Origin of the sequence: Halomonas sp. 113, assembly GCF_904067645.1 — a bacterium.
In the GTDB taxonomy this organism is placed as follows: domain Bacteria; phylum Pseudomonadota; class Gammaproteobacteria; order Pseudomonadales; family Halomonadaceae; genus Vreelandella; species Vreelandella titanicae.
This window is the reverse complement of sequence record NZ_LR881453.1, coordinates 329,487-348,722: the sequence shown is the minus strand read 5'-3', so window position 1 is coordinate 348,722 and position 19,236 is coordinate 329,487. Positions and strand designations below refer to the sequence as shown.

Sequence of the window (19,236 nt, the reverse complement as noted above, 5' to 3'; positions counted from 1 at the left end):
GTGCAGGCCAAACCCTGGCATTAAACATAGTTGTTGAGGCTAACATTGAAACACAGCACCACCGCCCGCACTGTGTCATTATTATTGCGCGTTTTGCGCTCACTAACGGTTTTTAAAACGATGCCAATCGAGGTGCCCATGTCCACCAATCCGCTGCTTGAAACGCACGCGCTGCCCCCCTTTGCTGAGATTCGCGCCGAGCACGTGGAGCCTGCCGTGGAGACGCTGCTAAGCGAAAGCCGAGAGGCCATTGATCGCCTCGCCGAGCAGGCAGCCGCTACCCCGCCTACCTGGGACACTTTTGCAGCGCCCCTTGAAGCGGTGAATGATCGGCTCACCAAGGCGTGGTCACCGGTTTCGCACCTCAATGGCACCATGAACTCGCCGGAAATGCGCGAAGCGTATCAGGCATGCCTTGGGAAGCTCTCCGACTTCGGCACCTGGGTAGGCCAGCACGAAGGGTTATTTCATGGCTGGCAAGCATTGAAAGATGGCCCGGCCTGGAAGCACCTGGATGCCGCACAGCGGCGCACCGTGGAGAACGCCCTACGCGATTTCCGCCTTGCCGGTGTTGATCTTCCTGCTGACCAGAAAGCCCGCTACGGCGAGATTCAGTCGCGGCTCTCACTGCTGTCAAATCAGTTCTCCAATAACGTGCTGGATGCTACCCAGGCATGGCACAAGGACATCGATAGCCAAGAGACGTTAGCGGGGGTGCCGGAAAGTGCTCTCGACACCTTAAAAGCCACCGCCGAGGCGAAAGGCGTTGCGGGCTACCGTATTACCCTGGATTTCCCCAGCTTCTTCCCGGTGGTTAGCTATGCCGATAACCGCGAGCTGCGCCGGGAGGTCTATACCGCTTTTGTTACCCGTGCGTCTGATGAAGGCCCAGATGCGGGCAAATTCGATAACGCGGCGATCATGGAAGAGATCCTGGCACTGCGCAATGAAATGGCCCAATTGCTCGGCTTTGCCACCTATGCCGATTACTCTCTCACCACCAAAATGGCGGAATCTCCCGAGCAGGTGCTCGATTTTCTCAACGACTTAGCCCGCCGTGCGTTGCCTCAGGCGAAGGAGGAGTTTGCAGAACTCAGTGCTTATGCCCGAGAAGAACTCGGCCTAGAGACGCTGGAACCGTGGGATGTTGCCTATGCCAGCGAAAAACTACGCGAAGCGCGCCACTCGATCTCCCAGGAGCAATTACGCCCCTATTTTCCAGCACCCCAGGTAATCGATGGCTTGTTTCAGGTGGTTGAACGCCTTTACGGCGTGCGATTTGAAGAAGATACCCAAGCACCCCGCTATCATGATGACGTGCGCTATTTCCGCATCACCGAAAACGGCCAACCCATTGCCGGTTTCTATCTGGATCTCTACGCCCGCGAAGGTAAGCGTGGCGGTGCCTGGATGGCCGATTGCCGGGTGCGTCGTCAAACCGAGCAGGGTCTGCAACTGCCCGTCGCCTTCCTGACCTGCAACTTTACTGCCCCGGTAAACGGCCGCCCGGCACTGCTCACCCACGACGAAGTCACCACGCTGTTCCATGAGTTTGGCCATGGCCTCCACCATATGCTGACCCAGCAGCAGATCGCCGATATTTCCGGCATTAACGGCGTCGCTTGGGATGCCGTAGAGCTGCCCAGCCAGTTTATGGAAAACTACTGCTGGGAGCGTGAAGGCTTAGATCTACTCGCCAAACACGTGGATAGTGGTGAACCGCTGCCAGCAGAGCTGCTTGAGCGCCTGCAGGCAGCCAAGAATTTCCAGTCAGCCATGGGTATGATGCGCCAAATCGAGTTCTCGCTGTTTGATCTGCGTCTGCACCATGAACTTAGCGCCCCCAGCGCCAGCGATGTGCAAGCCTTGTTAGATGAGGTGCGCGAAGCGGTGTCTGTGCTGCCGAAAGTGCCATTCAACCGCTTCCAAAATAGTTTTGGCCACGTGTTTGCCGGTGGCTATGCGGCTGGTTACTACAGCTACAAGTGGGCTGAAGTGCTCTCGGCGGACGCCTGGAGCGCCTTTGAAGAGACCGGTATTTTCGATCCTGAAACGGGCCAGCGCTTTCGTCGCGAAATCCTGGAGCAGGGCGGCGCCCGCGATGCAGCCGACCTTTTTGTCGCCTTTCGAGGCCGAGAGCCGAGCGTCGAACCGCTACTGCGCCATAGCGGCATTCGCGCTGCTTAAATCTGCAAAACCTATGCGCGCCCTCCACTTAGAGAGCGCGCTCTTGGAGTCTAATGATGTCTAGTGTGAAACGCTTTATCGCCGGTGTTACTTGCCCGCGCTGCGCAGCGATGGATCGGATCCGTGCCTGGGAGCAAAACGGTATTCGCTACCGAGAATGCGTCAGTTGCGATTTCTTCGAGCAACTGCCCATCGAAGAGGATGCGCTTACCGAAATGACCACCCGGGTCAACCAGGTACGTGACGATCAGAAGCAGCAGGATGTGCAACCCGTACGTATTTTGGATCCAGGTAAATCCTCGCGTTAACTCCCTCCCCGCCAAGGATGGCGTGTTCATTCTTTCCTTAACGCCCCACAAGCCGATAGCGTACAGGCAACACCATTTAGTGTGCGGTTATCCGCACACTAAATAACCATTGTCGTGCGAACAATCGGACACTATGACAAAAAGTGCTTTCCACCAAAGTTGAATAAAAAAATCATAAGCATCTGATTTAAAAATCATAACCCTTAAATGGCACAACTATCGCTGTTAAATACTTTGGATACCCTGCTTAACGCAGTATCGACTGGCCGCATTTATCGACGCTGTCAGTATATAACCCCAATAACAGCTAGGAATTTTCGCCATGCGCAAACATATGCCTAAAACGTTCACTCTTCTCGCCAGCAGCGCTCTGCTTGTAGCCGCTGCCAGCAGTGCCCAAGCGCAAGCAGACCGCTCTGATTGGCCCGACAACTTTACCGTGGGCACCGCTAGCCAAGGCGGCACTTACTTCGTCTACGGTTCAGGCTGGGCCAACTTTATCGCTGATGAGCTGGGTGTATCTGGCGGTGGTGAAGTCACCGGTGGCCCGACTCAAAACCTGGCCCTGGTGCACACAGGCGATATGGCATTTGGCTTAACCACCATGGGCCCTGCTTCTGATGCCGTTAAAGGTGAAAGTCCGCTAGCGCCTGGAATGAAGATGGACAATGTATGCGCCATGTTCCCCATGTACGAAACGCCGTTCTCCATTACCGCGCTTTCTGACAGCGGTATTGAGTCAATTTCCGATATTCCTGATGGCGCGCGCATCGGTTTTGGCCCGGCTGCCTCAACCTCTGACACCTACTTCCCAGCGATTCTAGAAACCCTGGGCGTTAACTTTGAGCGTCGCAACGGCGGTTGGTCAGACTTGGGCGGTCAATTGCAGGATGGCCTGCTTGACGTGGTCGCCTTCGCTGCCGGCATTCCGATTCCCGCCGTTAGCCAGTTAGAAGTACAAACTGACGTCAACATTATTGAGTTTAACGAGGAAGAGCTGGCCACGGTGCTGGAAAACTTCCCCGTAGCTGAATTCATGATTCCGGCCAACACCTATACGACGCTGGAAGAAGATGCCCGCGCTGTCTCCATGTGGAACTTCGCTATCGCAGGCTGCGACCTGCCGGAAGATTTCGTTTATGAAGTCACCAAGGCGACCATGGAAAACAACGACCGCATGCGCTCTGTGCACCGCAGCGCTGAAACCACCATTCCAGAAAACATCAAGCACAACACCGTGCTGCCGTTTCACCCCGGCGCTGCACGCTGGTACGAAGAGAACGGCTATGAAATTGCTGATGACATGATCAACTAAGCAACGTTTACCGTTCTGACTGCCCCGTTTCCGGCCCAGCCGGGCGGGGCAGCTTTCGCTGCTGCTACCCCTTTGTCTGCTTTTGCTGTGAGGGTGAACTCTAATGAGTCACAAAACCGACCAAGACCCCAATGATCTCAAGGATGATGCCCACGCGGCGTCAGTGATACCAGAGTCCATTGCCGATGGTGTCGATGAAGACGTTGTTGAACCCAATCGCCGCCTGTTTACGGGCTGGCAGTTCCTACTGTTTGCGGCATTAGCGATCGCTTACTCAAGTTTCCATCTGATTTCACTCAACGTGTATCCGATGGAAACCTGGTCGTTTCGTATCGTGCATATTGCCGGTGCGCTTATTCTCGGTTACGGGCTCTTTTCTGGTGCCCGTTTTGCCGACGACGATCACCAGGCGTCAGGTGCCTGGATCAAATGGCTTAGCTACGCGTTACTGATTCCTGCCGCCTATACTCTGGCGCAAGTTCTGTTGATGTATCAAACGCTCAGCGGCGGCGCCATGCGCATCGACCCGAGCATTGAAAACTGGCACTACGGCTACCCGTTAATGGCGACGACAGCGGCGGCTGTTGTGTTGTCATGGTTTTATCGTCAGGCACGTCATCGCTTCAATCCTGCAGACTTGGTACTGATGGTCTGCGCGCTGGCCAGCGCTGGTTATTTGTTAGTGGCTTATAACACCAATATCCGCATGTCGACGGGTACCTCTTTCGCACCGTCAGGCATTTCCTGGGCGGCGATTGCGGGCTCACTACTGATTCTGGAGCTCACCCGCCGGGTCGCAGGCCTGGCCCTGGTGGTTATTTCTGCGGTTTTCCTGACCTACGTTTTCGCCGGGCCCTATCTGCCAGGCTTTTTAGGCTATCCGGGGCTGTCACTACAGCGCTTCTTTAGCCAGGTGTATACCGACGCAGGCATTCTCGGCCCCACCACCGCCGTGTCGTCGACCTATATTATTCTGTTCATTATTTTTGCTGCCTTCCTACAGGCCTCTAAAGTAGGCGACTACTTCGTTAACTTTGCCTTTGCCGCAGCTGGCCGTGCCCGTGGTGGCCCTGCCAAGGTGGCCATTTTTGCCTCTGGCTTGATGGGTATGATTAACGGTACTTCGGCAGGTAACGTGGTTTCCACCGGCTCATTGACCATTCCCCTGATGAAGAAAGTCGGCTACCCATCACGTAGCGCAGGCGCGATTGAGGCAGCCGCCTCAACCGGTGGGCAAATCATGCCGCCGATTATGGGCGCGGGCGCGTTCATCATGGCCGAAGTGACCGGTATTCCCTATACCGAAATCGCCCTTGCCGCTGTTATTCCGGCGATTCTGTATTTTGCCTCTATCTATTTTATGGTCGACTTTGAAGCCGCCCGTAAAGGCATGCGTGGCATGCGCAAAGATGAGATTCCGCTGTTCTCGAAGCTGGTAAAACAGGTCTATCTGTTCGCGCCGATTATTATCCTGATTGTCGCCCTGTTTATGGGCTACTCGGTGATCCGCGCGGGCACCTTGGCCACGGCGTCAGCCGCAGTGGTTAGCTGGCTCTCACCCAATAAAATGGGCTTTCGGGCGATTCTTAAAGCGCTGCAAATAGCGGGCACTATGTCGATTCAGATTATCGCCGTGTGCGCCTGCGCGGGCTTAATCGTCGGGGTTATCTCGCTGACCGGTGTGGGCGCGCGTTTCTCGTCACTGCTACTTGGCTTAGCGGGCGTGAGCCAACTGCTGGCACTAGTGTTCGCCATGCTGATCAGTATTCTACTCGGCATGGGTATGCCGACTACCGCTGCCTATGCGGTGGCCGCTTCCGTGGTCGCTCCCGGCTTGATCAATATCGGCATTGAACCGCTAATTGCTCACTTCTTTGTGTTCTATTTTGCGGTCGTCTCCGCGATTACCCCCCCTGTTGCCTTGGCCTCCTATGCCGCGGCCGGTATCTCCGGCGACAACCCCATGGGCACCTCGGTGGCCTCGTTCAAGATTGGCTTGGCCGCGTTCATTGTGCCGTTTATGTTCTTCTACAGCCCGGCCATGCTGATGGAAGGCTCACCGATGCAGATTCTGCGCGTTGGGTTAACCGCGACGCTGGGCATTGTGCTGCTTTCTGGTATGGTTCAAGCGTGGTTCTTTGGCCCCGTTAACCTAGTGCAGCGTGTCGTCATGCTGGTGGGCGCGCTGTTTTTAATCTACGGCGGTATCTATACCGACATTGCCGGCCTTGCGATTGGTATCGTGCTATTCATGATGCAGCGTAAGATGCACGGTGGTGGTAGCAAAACGGCACAAGCTGGCTGATTGATTTAAGCCGTTAAATGCTAAGCGTAAAAAAACCCCGCTCAACAATTGTTGAGCGGGGTTTTTTAATGGGCGCAAGGTAGGCAAAGAAAAGCGGCTTGGTTAACCAGCCAGGTTATCGACGATTTTCAGCACCGGCGCCGCTTGGTTAAGCGTGTAGAAGTGCAGGCCTGGCGCGCCGCCCTCCAGCAATCGCTGGCAAAGACGGCTCACTACATCGGTGCCAAAGGCAGCAATCGCTTCGCTGTCGTCGCCATAGGACTCCAGCTGCTTGCGAATCCAGCGCGGGATCTCGGCTCCACAGGCGTCAGAGAAACGCGCCAGCTTGGTGTAGTTGGTAATCGGCATGATACCGGGAATAATCGGCTGCTCGACGCCCAGCGCACGGGCTTTATCAACGAAGTTGAAATAGGCGTCAGCGGTGAAGAAGTACTGGGTGATGGCCATATTGGCGCCCGCCTTCATTTTACGCGCAAAGTTTTCCACATCCTTATCAAGATTAGGCGCCTGTGGATGAGATTCAGGATAAGCAGCCACTGCGATGTCGAAATGGGCGCCCGTCTCCGTGCGAATAAACTCAACCAGTTCGTTGGCATAACGTAGCTCACCAATGCTTCCCATACCTGAGGGCATATCACCACGCAACGCGACGAGGCTCTCGACCCCTTCCTCACGGTACTGCGCCAGCAGATCACGCAACTGCGCTTTTTCACTGCCTATGCAGGAGAGATGCGGAGCGGTATTAATGCCACTTTCACCGACCGCACGCACCACCTCACGGGTACGCGCCTGGGTAGACCCACCAGCACCGTAAGTCACCGAGAAAAAACGTGGTTTTCGGGCGGCCAGTTCATCGCGAACGTGAATCAGCTTGTCGCGCCCAGCATCGGTACTGGGCGGAAAGAATTCAAAGCTGATACCTAGCGGATGCTCATGGCTGCTCATGGGGTTTCCTTATTAGTGATCAAACATGATGATATTTTGAGGTATTCTCGCTGTTCCAGCGCGCTGGGGCTAATGAAAGATTCCACGCTTGGCCTTTAATTCGGCTCATGTTAGCGAGCCACCACATACGACGGGAGGATAAATGGATCTTGCACCTGGGGCGCTCGTTGGGCCGCTACTCATGCTACTCAGCTACGTGGGGCTAGGCTGGCTCGCCGCCCAACGACTCAAGCTAGATCCTCGCCCGATTGCGACGCTGCTGGTTTACCTGATAGCGCCTTTTACGATTTTTCGCGCGCTGATGAACGGCGGCCCAACACCTGACTACCTCTTACTCACATTAGCACTGTTCATTCTGGCAAGCCTGATGGCACTGGTGGTACAGCGTATTACTCGCCACCGTTTTGGTGAACAGGAGGCTGCTCTGCTGGCGTTCTCCTCAGGAACGGGTAATACCGGCTATTTCGGCCTACCGATTGCGCTGATTTTGCTCCCCCCTGAAGGCGTTACTCTTTACCTGTTCTGTATGCTGGGGATTAATATTTACGAATTCACCGTGGGCTTTTACCTTAGCGCACGCGGACGTTTTTCCGTACGTGAAAGTCTGATCAAAATTTCTCGCTTACCGCTTATCTATGCGTTCCTATTCGCGTTACTGCTTAGCGCCCTTGAAATAACCATACCCGCTGCAGTAATGAGTTCGCTGCAAGTCTTCCCCGCCACCTACACGCTGCTGGGCATGATGATTATTGGCATGACGCTTAGCCAAGTAACGCTTGCCGCCTGGGATTCACGCTTTGTAGCCACCTGCCTGGGTCTTCGCTACCTGCTCTGGCCGCTCGTTATGTTGGGGGCCGCTTTAATACTACAGTGGGCGGCGCCTCTTTCCACGGAACTGGCCATGGCGCTGCTGTTGATAGGCGTGGTACCCATGGCTTCCAACGTAGTGGTGGTGGCCATGGAGCTGGGCATTCAACCGCAAAAAGGCGCATTAGCGGTGCTGGTGACGACACTGCTCGCGCCGCTGCTGATTCCGCTTTATCTGGGTTTGATGCTGCGTCTCACAGGACTAGGCTAAAAACCAGCCACACCTGCTTCGTTAAGCTGTCGAGCCATGTGCTGTATCTCGGGGTGGCTAAAAAATGCTACCAGCGCGTCAGCGCGAACCGGGCCAACGCCGGGAACGGCTTGCCACTGTTCGCGCAGGTAGCCCGCTAGCTCATCCCAATCCCCGCGAACCGACTCGCTACCTGGCGGCGCCCCCAGCGCGCTTAACCAGGCCGAAAACGACTTGCCCTTGGCGACTTGAAACTGTTCCAGTAACGTTTCAGCGGTCGCCTCACCAATGCCGTAGGCCTGTTGCAGCTGGCGCGGTTCGACATCCAGCCAGTCCAGTAAATGCGTGACTACGCCCGCATCCATTAGCGCTTGCCAAGTACCTTCACCGATACCCTGCATACCAAGCTGCTCGCCAAGGTAGCTAAGCCGCGCCAGCAATTGATCATCGCAGCCGGGCGTTAATTCAAAGCAGCTCAGCAGGTTAAAGCGCTGGGGTGAAGGCGGTGACAGCGGCGAGCGCTCCTGGGTGTGCCACACCACCTCGGTTAACTGGGGAATCGTTAATCCCGCTAGCGAAATCGCCACTTGGTCACCGGGACGGACATCCAGTGACTCCCAGCGCTCCAGTGAGCCTAACGAGACGCGGCTAATACGCCGCCCCTCCAGCAGCACCGGATTAAGCCACACCAGCGGCGTCACACGCCCAGTGCGCCCAACGCGAAACTCAATGCCGCGCACTTCCGCTAGCGCCTGCTGGGCGGGATATTTCCAGGCAATGGCCCATTCAGGCGGTGATGATGACCAGCGGCGTACACCGGGTCGCTCGGCTTGCTTAATCACCACCCCGTCGGTAGCAAACGGCAACGGCCCGTTAAACCAACTATCGCGCCAATAACCGGCATCATGGCGGTCATCCAGCGGATGAGTGTAGTCAGCGCTATCAAAGCCCAGTTCACTTAGCCGTGCTAAACGTTCCTGCATTGCGGTAGGGCCATCGGGCCAGCCCCAGACAAACAGGCCAATACGCTCAAGGGTGGCCGCTGTGGGGGAGGCTTGTGCCATTGCTCCCGCCACGGCACCCCGTGCACCCGATGCGGGTGAACGCGACTGCACGTGTTGGCTTAACCGCCAATACAGCTCGCCTTGGAGTACTGCAGAAATAGGCTCGGGTAGCGTATTGGGAATGGCAGGGAGTTGCCGGGCACGGGCCGTCCAATCCTGGCCCCGCTCGCCATCGCCACGGCTAACGGCTTCGACCAGTTCGCCATTTTCATAGCGCAACGTAATCGCCACGCCGTCCACTTTGGGCTGGATCCACAGGTCTTCGCGGCGGCTGGTAAAACGTCTGACGCCATCGTCATCGGCTTTATCAAGCCCACGCTGCGCAGCCGGATGCTCAAGAGTGCCGCTGCTACGTGTAACGCGTGTAAGCGGGCGATGATCCGGTACAGTGCCCAGGCAACGCTGCCAAGTGGCTAGGCGCTCAACCGCTTGGTCGTAAAGGGCATCATCGATCAGCGCGGCGCCCTCGTCATGGTAGGCAGTGTCCCAGCGGTGAACCTGCTCAGCCAGCGCCTTGCTTTCGCGGCTTAGGCGCTCCTCCGGCCAATCAGGGCATTGGGCAGCCTGTGCGGAAAAAGTGACAAGCCAGATCAGGCTACCCAATAGCCAAATTCGTACACTCAACAACATTGCTTACCCCCGCGGTAACACATCAGCTTTTAGGCTTAGCCTAGCGCAACGGACATAAAAAAAGCCCCTCGGCCGAAGCCAAAGGGGCGATTTAATCCATTTCTTACAAACGGTGTAGCGAATCTCTTACAAACCGGCGGCCTTACGCAGTGCTTCAGCCTTATCAATCTTTTCCCACGGGAAGGCGGTAAAGGTTTCGGTATGCGCTTGGCCTTTATCGTCGTTCCAGGTGTAGCTGTGCTCGAACGGTGCCCGGCCAAAGTGGCCGTAAGCGGCGGTGAGCTGATACATCGGGTGCAGCAGATCAAGCATTTTGGTGATCGCGTAGGGGCGCAGGTCAAAGTGCTCGCGAACCAGTGCAACGATCTTGGCATCGTCAATTTTACCGGTGCCGAAAGTGTCGATGGAGACCGAGGTCGGCTCGGCAACGCCAATCGCGTAGGAGACCTGAATCTCACACTTGTCAGCCAGGCCTGAGGCTACTACGTTCTTGGCCACATAGCGGCCCGCATAGGCGGCGCTGCGATCCACTTTAGAGGGGTCTTTGCCCGAGAACGCGCCACCACCGTGGCGTGCCATGCCGCCGTAGGTGTCGACGATAATTTTACGTCCAGTCAGCCCACAATCACCTACCGGGCCACCAATCACGAATTTGCCGGTCGGGTTGATATGGTACTGGGTGCTGTCATCCAACCACTCAGCGGGGATCACCTGCTCGATGACCTCGCGCTTGATCATTTTGCGCAGGTCTTCCTGATCAATATCTGGGTCGTGCTGGGTAGAGAGAACGATGGCATCGACACCGCAGGGCTGGCCTTCGGCGTTATAGCGGAAGGTTACCTGACTCTTGGCATCCGGGCGCAGCCACGGCAACAGGCCATTTTTACGCAGTTCGGCCTGACGTTCGACCAGCCGGTGAGAGTAGTGGATCGGTGCCGGCATAAAAGAGTCGGTTTCGTTAGTCGCGTAGCCAAACATCAAGCCCTGGTCGCCAGCGCCCTGATCTTCCGGTTTGCTGCGGTCAACGCCTTGGGCAATCTCGACACTCTGCTTGCCAATCAGGTTAACCACGCCGCAGGTCGCGCCGTCAAAGCCCACGTCGGACGAGTTATAGCCAATGCTGATAATCACATCACGCACGAGGGTTTCTAAATCGACCCAGGCGGAGGTGGTAATTTCACCGGCAATGATCGCCACCCCGGTTTTCACCATGGTTTCACAGGCAACGCGGGCCTGTTTATCGCGGGCGATAATGGCATCTAGCACTGCGTCAGAGATCTGATCGGCAATCTTATCGGGATGACCTTCGGAGACGGACTCGGAGGTAAACAGGGAATATTCGCTCATCGCGCACTCTACCCTCTGTATGACGGCTGTATTTAATCCACAGCATCAGCAGGAAATCATGGCAGGTGTCCCCTGCCCGTATTAGTGAAGCGATAGCATTACTTTTCTACCGCGTCGGGAGGCAGAGTCTACACGCTGTCGGCGATGCTTCCCAGAACGTGATCCCCAGAATTTGCCGCTACATTTGCCGCAACATGGGAAGTCAGCGACAATAGCGCCTTTATAATTTCTGTTTTCAGGCGAGGAGCACCCCCATGCCGTCCCGTTTTGAGCTAGCCAATGCCATTCGCGCCCTGTCCATGGATGCCGTTCAGAAGGTCAAATCCGGCCACCCGGGCGCCCCCATGGGTATGGCTGATATCGCCGAGGTGCTATGGAATGACTACCTCAAGCACAATCCCGAAGACCCCAAGTGGGCCGATCGTGACCGCTTTGTGCTCTCCAATGGCCACGGCTCCATGCTGCTTTACTCGCTGCTCCACCTCAGCGGCTACGAGCTAAGCCTGGAACAGCTGCAGAATTTCCGCCAGCTGCATTCGCCCACCGCGGGCCACCCGGAATTCGGCTACGCGCCCGGCATTGAAACCACCACTGGCCCACTGGGTCAGGGTTTTGCCAATGCCGTGGGCTTTGCCATCGCGGAAAAAACTCTGGCGGCGCAGTTTAACCGCCCCGGCCACACCATCGTTGACCACCACACATGGTGCTTTGTAGGTGACGGCTGCTTAATGGAAGGGATCTCCCACGAAGCGGCCTCCCTGGCCGGTACTCAGCAGCTGGGTAAGCTGATCACTGTATACGACGATAACGGCATCTCTATCGATGGTGAAGTGGAAGGCTGGTTTACCGACGATACCGCCAAGCGTTTTGAAGCTTACGGCTGGCACGTGGTGCCCAATGTAGATGGTCACAAGCCTGAAGAAGTGAAAGCCGCTATTGAGCTGGCCAAGAGCCACGACGATAAGCCGAGCCTGATTATCTGCAAAACCATTATCGGCTTTGGTGCGCCCAACAAGCAGGGCAAAGAGGACGCCCACGGTGCGCCCTTAGGCGATGACGAAGTGGCTCTGGCGCGTACCCAGCTCGACTGGCCCCATGCCCCGTTCCATATTCCCGAGCCGATCTACTCCGCTTGGGATGCTCGTGAAGCTGGCAAAGCAGCTCAACAGGCGTGGGACGCGCGTTTCGCCCGCTATGCAGAAGCCTTCCCCACGGAAGCGCGGGAGTTCACCCGCCGGATGAAGCGCCAGCTGCCCGCGGAACTGCCCACTGAAGCCTTAATTGAGCAGGCCCAAGAGCGTGGCGAGACCATTGCCTCACGCAAAGCCTCGTTTGAAGCACTCAATGTGATCGGCCCGCAAATGCCGGAACTGTTGGGTGGCAGTGCCGACCTGGCGCCGTCTAACCTGACCTTCTGGAAAGGCGCCCAAGCGATCACCCCGGAAGACGCCAGCGGTAACTACCTGCACTACGGTGTCCGTGAGTTTGGCATGGGGGCGGTCATGAACGGCATCGCCCTACACGGCGGCCTGGTACCTTACGGCGCGACCTTCCTGATCTTTATGGAGTACATGCGTAACTCGATTCGCATGGCGTCGCTGATGGGCCAGCAGGTGATTTACGTGTTTACCCACGACTCCATCGGCCTGGGTGAAGATGGCCCGACTCACCAGCCCATTGAGCAGCTCACCAGCCTGCGTACCACGCCGAACCTCAATACCTGGCGTCCCTGTGATGCGGTGGAAACCGCCGCCGCCTGGGATGCGGCCATCAAGCGTCACTCTGGCCCCACGGCGCTGGTGCTGTCACGCCAGAACCTGCCCCACCAGCAGCGCACTAAAGCTCAGTTGGCAGCCATTCAGAACGGTGCGTACGTTCTTAAGGACAGCGAAGGAACGCCCGAGTTGATACTGATTGCCACTGGTTCTGAAGTCGGCCTGGCCATGGACGCCGCCGCCGAGCTCGAGCAGCAGGGCAAAGCGGTACGCGTGGTCTCCATGCCCTCGGCCTATCGCTTTAACGGCCAGGACGCCGAGTACCGTGAGAGCGTGTTGCCCAAGGCGGTGACCAAGCGTATCGCCATCGAAGCCGCCCATGCCGACTACTGGTACAAGTATGTGGGTCTTGACGGCCGCGTGATCGGCATGACCACCTACGGTGAATCCGCACCAGCGGGGGATCTGTTCAAGCACTTCGGCTTTACCGTCGACAATGTGGTCAAGCAAGCCAACGAACTACTCGGCTAAGCCATGCCAGCACTCAGTGGCTTTCTATGGCTGATTAGCTACTGGCTTATCGGTGAAGTGGTAATCCATTTCACCGCTTTGCCGATCTCGTCAGGCGTGATCGGCATGTTGCTGCTCTGCGCTACGCTCGCCGTTCGAGGCCGAGTCCCTACTAGCATTGCCGCTGCCGCCCAACCACTCATTGCGCTACTCGCCATGCTGATTATGCCTGGCGTTGTGGGTGTGTTTTTCATCATCGGTGAACTGGCCGGGCAGTGGAGTGCCATTCTTATTGCCTTGGTGTTGGGTACGTTACTCAGCGTGATAACCACGCTGTGGCTGCTCAAGCGACTAATCGGGCAGCCGCATGTCCGCTGATACACCGCTGCTCACTCTATTAACCACCACCCCGCTATTTGCGGTGGGGTTAACGCTCGCCGCTTATTTGCTTGGTAGTGCTCTGTTCCAGCGTTTAAAGCGCCCTTCTTGGCTTCCCGCTATTTTGATCGCGGCGCTGCTACTGGCGGGAGCGTTAGCGCTGATAGGGCTGCCTTACGCTACCTATCAGCAGGGGGCCACATGGCTAACGGTGCTATTGGGGCCAGCCACGGTGGCGCTGGGTATGCCGCTTTATCAACAGTTGCCGCGGATTGTTGAATTATGGCGACCGCTGGCGATTTGTTTACCCATCGCCGCAACGCTGGCAGCTTGCTATTCACTGGCAATTGCTTGGTTACTGGGCAGCTCGGACACCATACTCGCTTCCATTGCCGCTAAATCGGTAACCGCGCCTATCGCTATCGGCATTACGGAACAGCTTGGTGGTACGGTAGCCCTGCTGTTGGGTGCGCTGCTGGTCACCGGGGTGATCACGATTCCCTGTGTCAGCCTCGCTGCGCGTTGGCTGCATATTGACGATGAGCGCTTGATCGGTTTCGCCCTGGGGCTTAACGGCCATGCCATTGGCACGGTAAGGGCATTTGAGATCAGCCCCACCGCTGGGGCTTTTGCATCACTGGGCATGAGCCTTACCGGTATTTTCACCGCAGTACTGCTGCCACTCGCCTGGCGATTAATAAGCATGGGCAGCTGATAGGCACCGGCAGTTAATAAGAATCGTCCGCTGAAATACGTTATCATCACAACGAGTTCTAGCCTATTTCGATTATTGTTGATTCACTTTTAAGAGCCACCCTTCTGCATGGCTAATTCTGCTCCCAGGTATCGCATCGCCATTAACGGTTACGGACGCATTGGCCAATGCGTGTTGCGGGCGCTCGTCGAGCGGCGACACCCCGAACTTGAAGTGGTCGCCATTAATGAACTCTCTGATCTCGCGACCATCACCTATCTAACCCGTTACGACACCACCCATGGCCGCTTTCCCGGTGACGTCGATAACGACGGTCAGTACCTTATCGTCAACGGCCAGCGCATCCAGGTACTCTGCGAACAAGATCCACACAAGTTACCCTGGAAGGCGCTTGATGTGGATCTGGTGCTGGAGTGCTCCGGGAGCTTTAAAGATCGTGCCATCGCTGAGCTGCACTTAGCGGCAGGCGCTAAGCGGCTGCTGTTTTCCCAGCCAGCGGAAAATGATGTCGATGCCACCATTGTGTGGGGCATTAATGAAGGCGAGCTGGCGCTTTCCCAGCGCATACTCTCTGCCGCTTCGTGCACCACCAACTGCCTGGTGCCGCTGTTGACCGTTCTGGATGAAGCTCTCGGCCTTGAGCACGGTGTCACCACGACGATTCATTCGGCGATGAATGACCAGCCGGTGATCGATGCCTACCACCAGACCGACCTGCGTCTGACCCGCTCGGCAATGCACTCCATTGTGCCGGTGGATACCGGCTTGGCGCTGGGTATTAGCCGCTTGATGCCCAATCTTGCGAACCGCTTTGAGTGCCTGCACGTACGTGTTCCCACTATCAATGTCTCTGCCATGGACGTGGCACTCACCGTCAGCCGCGACACTCACCGCGACGATGTAAATAACCTGCTGCTGGCCGCCAGTCAGCAGCGCTTAAAGGGCGTGCTTGGCTATACTGAAGCGCCTATGGCGTCGGTTGATTTTAATCACGACCCTCGCTCAGGCATCCTGGACGCTACCCAAACCCGAGTGGCTGGCAAGCGCCTTATCAAACTGCTGTGCTGGTTCGACAATGAGTGGGGGTTCGCTAACCGTATGCTCGATATTAGCCAGCGACTGGCCAGACTTTCGACAGAAACGTAACCTATTTGCATTAACTGTTTATATTGAGTTCCACGGCCTAAACACGAGGAAACCGCTTCCATGAATGTAAAAAAGATGACTGACCTTCCCCTGGAAGGACAACGCGTGCTGATTCGTGAAGATTTGAATGTGCCCATCAAACATGGCCGCGTCTCCAGCGATGCCCGCCTGCGCGCCGCACTGCCGACCATTCAAGCCGCCGCAAAGGCTGGGGCGAAGGTGATGTTGATGAGCCATTTAGGGCGCCCCACCGAAGGTGAACCCGCTGAGGAGTTTTCCCTCGCGCCGGTGGCTGAGCACTTGGGTGAACTGTTAGGCCGCTCAGTGCCGCTGATCAAAGCCTATCTCGGTGAAACGGTCGGCGAAACGCTGGATCTCGCCAATGGCGACGTCGTACTGTTAGAGAACGTGCGCTTTAACAGCGGCGAGAAAAAAGATGATGAGCAGTTGGCGAAACAGTACGCCGCGCTGTGCGATATTTTTGTGATGGACGCTTTTGGCACCGCCCACCGTGCCCAAGCCTCTACCCATGGCGTGGCGCGCTTTGCCCCCAGCGCGTGTGCTGGGCCTTTACTTGCCCAGGAACTCGATGCACTTGAGAAAGCCCTAGCACACCCGACTCGGCCCATGGCAGCCATCGTCGGTGGCTCAAAGGTCTCTACCAAGCTGGATGTCCTCACCGCGCTGGCGGATAAATGTGATCAACTGATTGTCGGCGGCGGTATCGCCAACACCTTTATTGCCGCCGCGGGGTACAATGTCGGTAAATCACTCCATGAGGCTGATTTGGTGGGCCAAGCCAAAGCACTGATGGAGAAGGTCTCGATTCCACTTCCTACCGATGTTGTCGTTGCCACCGAGTTTTCTGAGTCGGCCAAGGCCGTTGTCAAGCCGGTCGATCAGGTGGCTGATAACGAGATGATTCTGGATATTGGCCCAGACACCGCTGCACATTTGGCCAGCATGCTTAAGGATGCAGGCACTATTTTATGGAATGGGCCTGTCGGCGTCTTTGAAATCGACCAATTCGGTAAAGGTACCCAGGTAATCGCCCAGGCTATCGCTGATAGCGCAGGTTTCTCTATTGCCGGTGGCGGCGATACCTTAGCGGCCATTGATAAATATGCTATTGCGGATCGCGTTTCGTACATTTCAACCGGTGGCGGCGCCTTTCTTGAGTATGTCGAAGGCAAGCAGTTGCCTGCCGTTGCTGCACTCGAAGCCGCCGCCAAACGCGGTTAACATTACACGACTTGAATCTGAACACTCACCATCGTTCAAACTGGTAGCTCAGTCTTTAAACCCAATTTTGACAACCCAGTCTTTACAACATAGATAAGGTAACTTCATGGCTTTGATCAGCATGCGCCAGATGCTCGACCACGCCGCCGAATATGGTTACGGCATTCCGGCGTTCAACGTCAACAACCTTGAGCAGATGCGCGCCATTATGGAAGCCGCTGATGCCACCGATTCGCCGGTCATCGTGCAAGCATCTGCCGGTGCACGCAAGTACGCGGGTGCGCCCTTCCTGCGCCATCTGATTTTGGCGGCCGTCGAAGAGTTTCCGCATATCCCTGTGGTCATGCACCAGGATCACGGCACCAGCCCTGCGGTCTGCCAGCGTTCTATTCAGCTCGGCTTCTCCTCGGTGATGATGGATGGCTCGCTGGGTGAAGATGGTAAAACGCCCACCGACTACGATTATAACGTCAATGTTACCCGCCGCGCGGTGGAAATGGCTCACGCCTGTGGCGTTTCCGTCGAAGGCGAGTTGGGCTGCCTGGGCAGCCTGGAAACCGGCATGGCCGGTGAAGAAGACGGTATTGGCGCGGAAGGCAAGCTGGATATGGAGCAACTGCTTACCGACCCAGAAGAAGCCGCAGAGTTTGTGAAAGCGACCCATGTGGACGCACTGGCGATTGCCATTGGCACCAGCCACGGCGCTTACAAGTTCACTAAGCCGCCTACCGGTGACACGCTCTCTATCCAGCGTATTAAAGAGATCCACGCGCGGATTCCGGACACCCATCTGGTCATGCACGGCTCTTCTTCTGTTCCCCAGGAGTGGCTGGAAGTGATTAACCAGCACGGCGGTGAGATCCCCGAAACGTACGGCGTGCCAGTCGAAGAGATCGTTGAGGGCATTAAGCACGGCGTGCGTAAGGTCAACATCGACACCGACCTACGCTTGGCGTCTACCGGTGCCGTGCGTCGCTTCCTGGCTGAGAACCCGTCAGAATTCGACCCACGTAAGTTCTTGAAAGAGACCGTTACCGCGATGCGCGATCTATGTATCGCCCGCTACGAAGCCTTTGGTACGGCCGGCAATGCCAGTAAGATTAAGCCGCTCAGCTTGGAAGAGATGTTCCTGCGCTATGAGCGCGGCGAACTGGCTCCCGAGGTAAAATAAGCTTGTAATTGGCCCACTTTCGAAAAAGACGACCAACCGGTCGTCTTTTTTTGTGGCTAATTAAATAGATATTGCAATGCAGCATAGATGCGCTAACACTGGAGATGAGGTCACGATGTCTCGTGTTCCAGCAAGGAGGCCACAACGCTGATGAAACCCACAACTTCCCTTCCCCTAATGCCCACTCCCCCGGTAGCGATGTTCGATATATGGAAAGTCGGTATCATGGCCTTTGAGCTATGGTCGACGTCTTTGTCGACGATCACTATGCGAAATCATTTATGGCAAACACAGCCGTTTTTCAGCCCCAAAATGATGCAAGAAAATCAACGTATGGTCACCGAAAAACTCGAGGCCAGCATGGAAGCTGGCCTCGTCATGCAAAAAGCGCTGCTCAACTCAATGAGCGGCAAGCAGGCTCCCTGGTGGGTGACCAGCCAGCGCACAATGAAGCCTTACCATCAGCGTAGTAGCGCTAACTCGCGCCGACTCGCCAAGTAACGCTTAGGCACTGACGTTATGCATTATCGTCGGTGCCATCCTCGTCATCTTCGCTATTCTCTTCTTCGCTGCTATGAATGGCATCTTCTGGGCTGCCAGTGCCGCCCGTGCCCGCCTCTGGGTTTCGCTCTTCACTCTCACCCGATTCTAACTCGACGTCAGCTTCGCCCTCGCTAGTGGCTACTTCTTCGTTTTTCTCTTCTTCCTCTTCTTCTTCACGGACGCGTGCCTGCTCATCAGCGCCTTCGGAATCGCTAGAAGAAGCGCCTTCACCTTCATCACGCTTTACTGATCCCGCTTTAATGCCGTACTCCTCTTCAAGCGCTTCATCATCCAGAGGTTCGTGCTGTTCACCCTCAGGCGCATGATTATCAGCAAACACATAGCCAGTGGTCGTTAATAAGGCAGCGCTAAGTGCAAAGGGTAGAAACCAAGGGGTTAATCGCATTAGGCATTCTCCATGTCGTGGTTATGAAAGAATAGTGCATCCCCACTATCTCTTCAGCGCAGCTGAGGCATTTCCATCGCTTGTACTACTGCGTCTGCTGACGCTAGATGGCCTACAACAGTAGCCAGTAAAATGAGTGTAGCCATTTAAGCTGGCTCAAGAGTCACGTTCAGGCAAGCAAAAAATAACAAAACAGTGTTCACAAATGACGTAAAATCCCGTTCAATAGCAGTATGGATGGCTTCAACTAAC

At 56.1% G+C, this 19,236-nt stretch carries 16 protein-coding genes; 12 read left to right on the top strand and 4 right to left on the bottom strand.

All coding sequences use genetic code 11. The annotated features are described in order from the left end of the window. The first annotated feature begins 138 nt into the window (after positions 1-138). The 4 genes from prlC to YERSI8AC_RS01820 all read left to right on the top strand — a co-directional run bounded on the left by prlC (position 139) and on the right by YERSI8AC_RS01820 (position 6,115). Entirely contained in the window at positions 139-2,187 is a 2,049-nt protein-coding gene (gene prlC, locus YERSI8AC_RS01835; RefSeq protein WP_159175976.1) for an oligopeptidase A, read from the top strand. A 56-nt stretch (positions 2,188-2,243) separates the two neighbouring features. After that, entirely contained in the window at positions 2,244-2,495 is a 252-nt protein-coding gene (locus YERSI8AC_RS01830; RefSeq protein WP_027958898.1) for a YheV family putative zinc ribbon protein, read from the top strand. 322 nt (positions 2,496-2,817) lie between these two features. Next, a complete protein-coding gene (locus YERSI8AC_RS01825; RefSeq protein WP_138801677.1) occupies positions 2,818-3,810 on the top strand; it encodes a TAXI family TRAP transporter solute-binding subunit in 993 nt (330 codons plus the stop codon). Positions 3,811-3,913: 103 nt separating this feature from the next. Then, the gene (locus YERSI8AC_RS01820; protein WP_022520977.1) at positions 3,914-6,115 is read left to right on the top strand and encodes a TRAP transporter permease; all 2,202 of its coding nucleotides are present in this window, start codon (positions 3,914-3,916) and stop codon (positions 6,113-6,115) included. A 102-nt stretch (positions 6,116-6,217) separates the two neighbouring features. Here the strand turns inward: YERSI8AC_RS01820 and metF are convergent, their stop codons facing one another. Further along, entirely contained in the window at positions 6,218-7,060 is an 843-nt protein-coding gene (gene metF / locus YERSI8AC_RS01815; protein ID WP_138801675.1) for a methylenetetrahydrofolate reductase [NAD(P)H], read from the bottom strand. Between the two features lie 142 nt (positions 7,061-7,202). Here metF and YERSI8AC_RS01810 point away from each other — a divergent pair, with 142 nt between their 5' ends. Beyond that, entirely contained in the window at positions 7,203-8,138 is a 936-nt protein-coding gene (locus YERSI8AC_RS01810; RefSeq protein WP_159175975.1) for an AEC family transporter, read from the top strand. Here YERSI8AC_RS01810 and ligB read toward each other — a convergent pair. Next, entirely contained in the window at positions 8,135-9,811 is a 1,677-nt protein-coding gene (ligB, locus tag YERSI8AC_RS01805) for an NAD-dependent DNA ligase LigB (RefSeq protein WP_159175974.1), read from the bottom strand. The genes YERSI8AC_RS01810 and ligB overlap by 4 nt on opposite strands. Before the next feature lie 126 nt (positions 9,812-9,937). Then, positions 9,938-11,158 carry a methionine adenosyltransferase gene (metK, locus tag YERSI8AC_RS01800; protein ID WP_027958904.1) on the bottom strand — a complete coding sequence of 407 codons (1,221 nt, stop codon included), beginning with the start codon at positions 11,156-11,158 and terminating at the stop codon, positions 9,938-9,940. A 254-nt stretch (positions 11,159-11,412) separates the two neighbouring features. Between metK and tkt the strand changes: the two genes are divergently transcribed. The 7 genes from tkt to YERSI8AC_RS01765 all read left to right on the top strand — a co-directional run bounded on the left by tkt (position 11,413) and on the right by YERSI8AC_RS01765 (position 18,536). Further along, positions 11,413-13,404, top strand: a complete 1,992-nt coding sequence (gene tkt / locus YERSI8AC_RS01795; protein WP_159175973.1) for a transketolase — start codon at positions 11,413-11,415, stop codon at positions 13,402-13,404. 3 nt (positions 13,405-13,407) lie between these two features. After that, entirely contained in the window at positions 13,408-13,761 is a 354-nt protein-coding gene (locus tag YERSI8AC_RS01790; protein WP_159175972.1) for a CidA/LrgA family protein, read from the top strand. Next, positions 13,751-14,476: an LrgB family protein gene (locus YERSI8AC_RS01785; RefSeq protein WP_009288691.1), complete on the top strand. Its 726-nt coding sequence runs from the start codon at positions 13,751-13,753 to the stop codon at positions 14,474-14,476. The genes YERSI8AC_RS01790 and YERSI8AC_RS01785 overlap by 11 nt, the downstream gene beginning before the upstream one ends. A gap of 108 nt (positions 14,477-14,584) precedes the next feature. Continuing rightward, positions 14,585-15,622: a type I glyceraldehyde-3-phosphate dehydrogenase gene (locus YERSI8AC_RS01780; RefSeq protein ID WP_159175971.1), complete on the top strand. Its 1,038-nt coding sequence runs from the start codon at positions 14,585-14,587 to the stop codon at positions 15,620-15,622. A 60-nt stretch (positions 15,623-15,682) separates the two neighbouring features. After that, the gene (locus tag YERSI8AC_RS01775; protein WP_159175970.1) at positions 15,683-16,864 is read left to right on the top strand and encodes a phosphoglycerate kinase; all 1,182 of its coding nucleotides are present in this window, start codon (positions 15,683-15,685) and stop codon (positions 16,862-16,864) included. Between the two features lie 106 nt (positions 16,865-16,970). Next, entirely contained in the window at positions 16,971-18,035 is a 1,065-nt protein-coding gene (gene fba / locus YERSI8AC_RS01770; RefSeq protein WP_159175969.1) for a class II fructose-bisphosphate aldolase, read from the top strand. Between the two features lie 150 nt (positions 18,036-18,185). After that, positions 18,186-18,536 carry a hypothetical protein gene (locus tag YERSI8AC_RS01765; protein ID WP_027958962.1) on the top strand — a complete coding sequence of 117 codons (351 nt, stop codon included), beginning with the start codon at positions 18,186-18,188 and terminating at the stop codon, positions 18,534-18,536. Positions 18,537-18,552: 16 nt separating this feature from the next. Here YERSI8AC_RS01765 and YERSI8AC_RS01760 read toward each other — a convergent pair whose 3' ends face one another. Next, positions 18,553-18,984: a hypothetical protein gene (locus YERSI8AC_RS01760; protein ID WP_159175968.1), complete on the bottom strand. Its 432-nt coding sequence runs from the start codon at positions 18,982-18,984 to the stop codon at positions 18,553-18,555. Positions 18,985-19,236 lie beyond the last annotated feature (252 nt).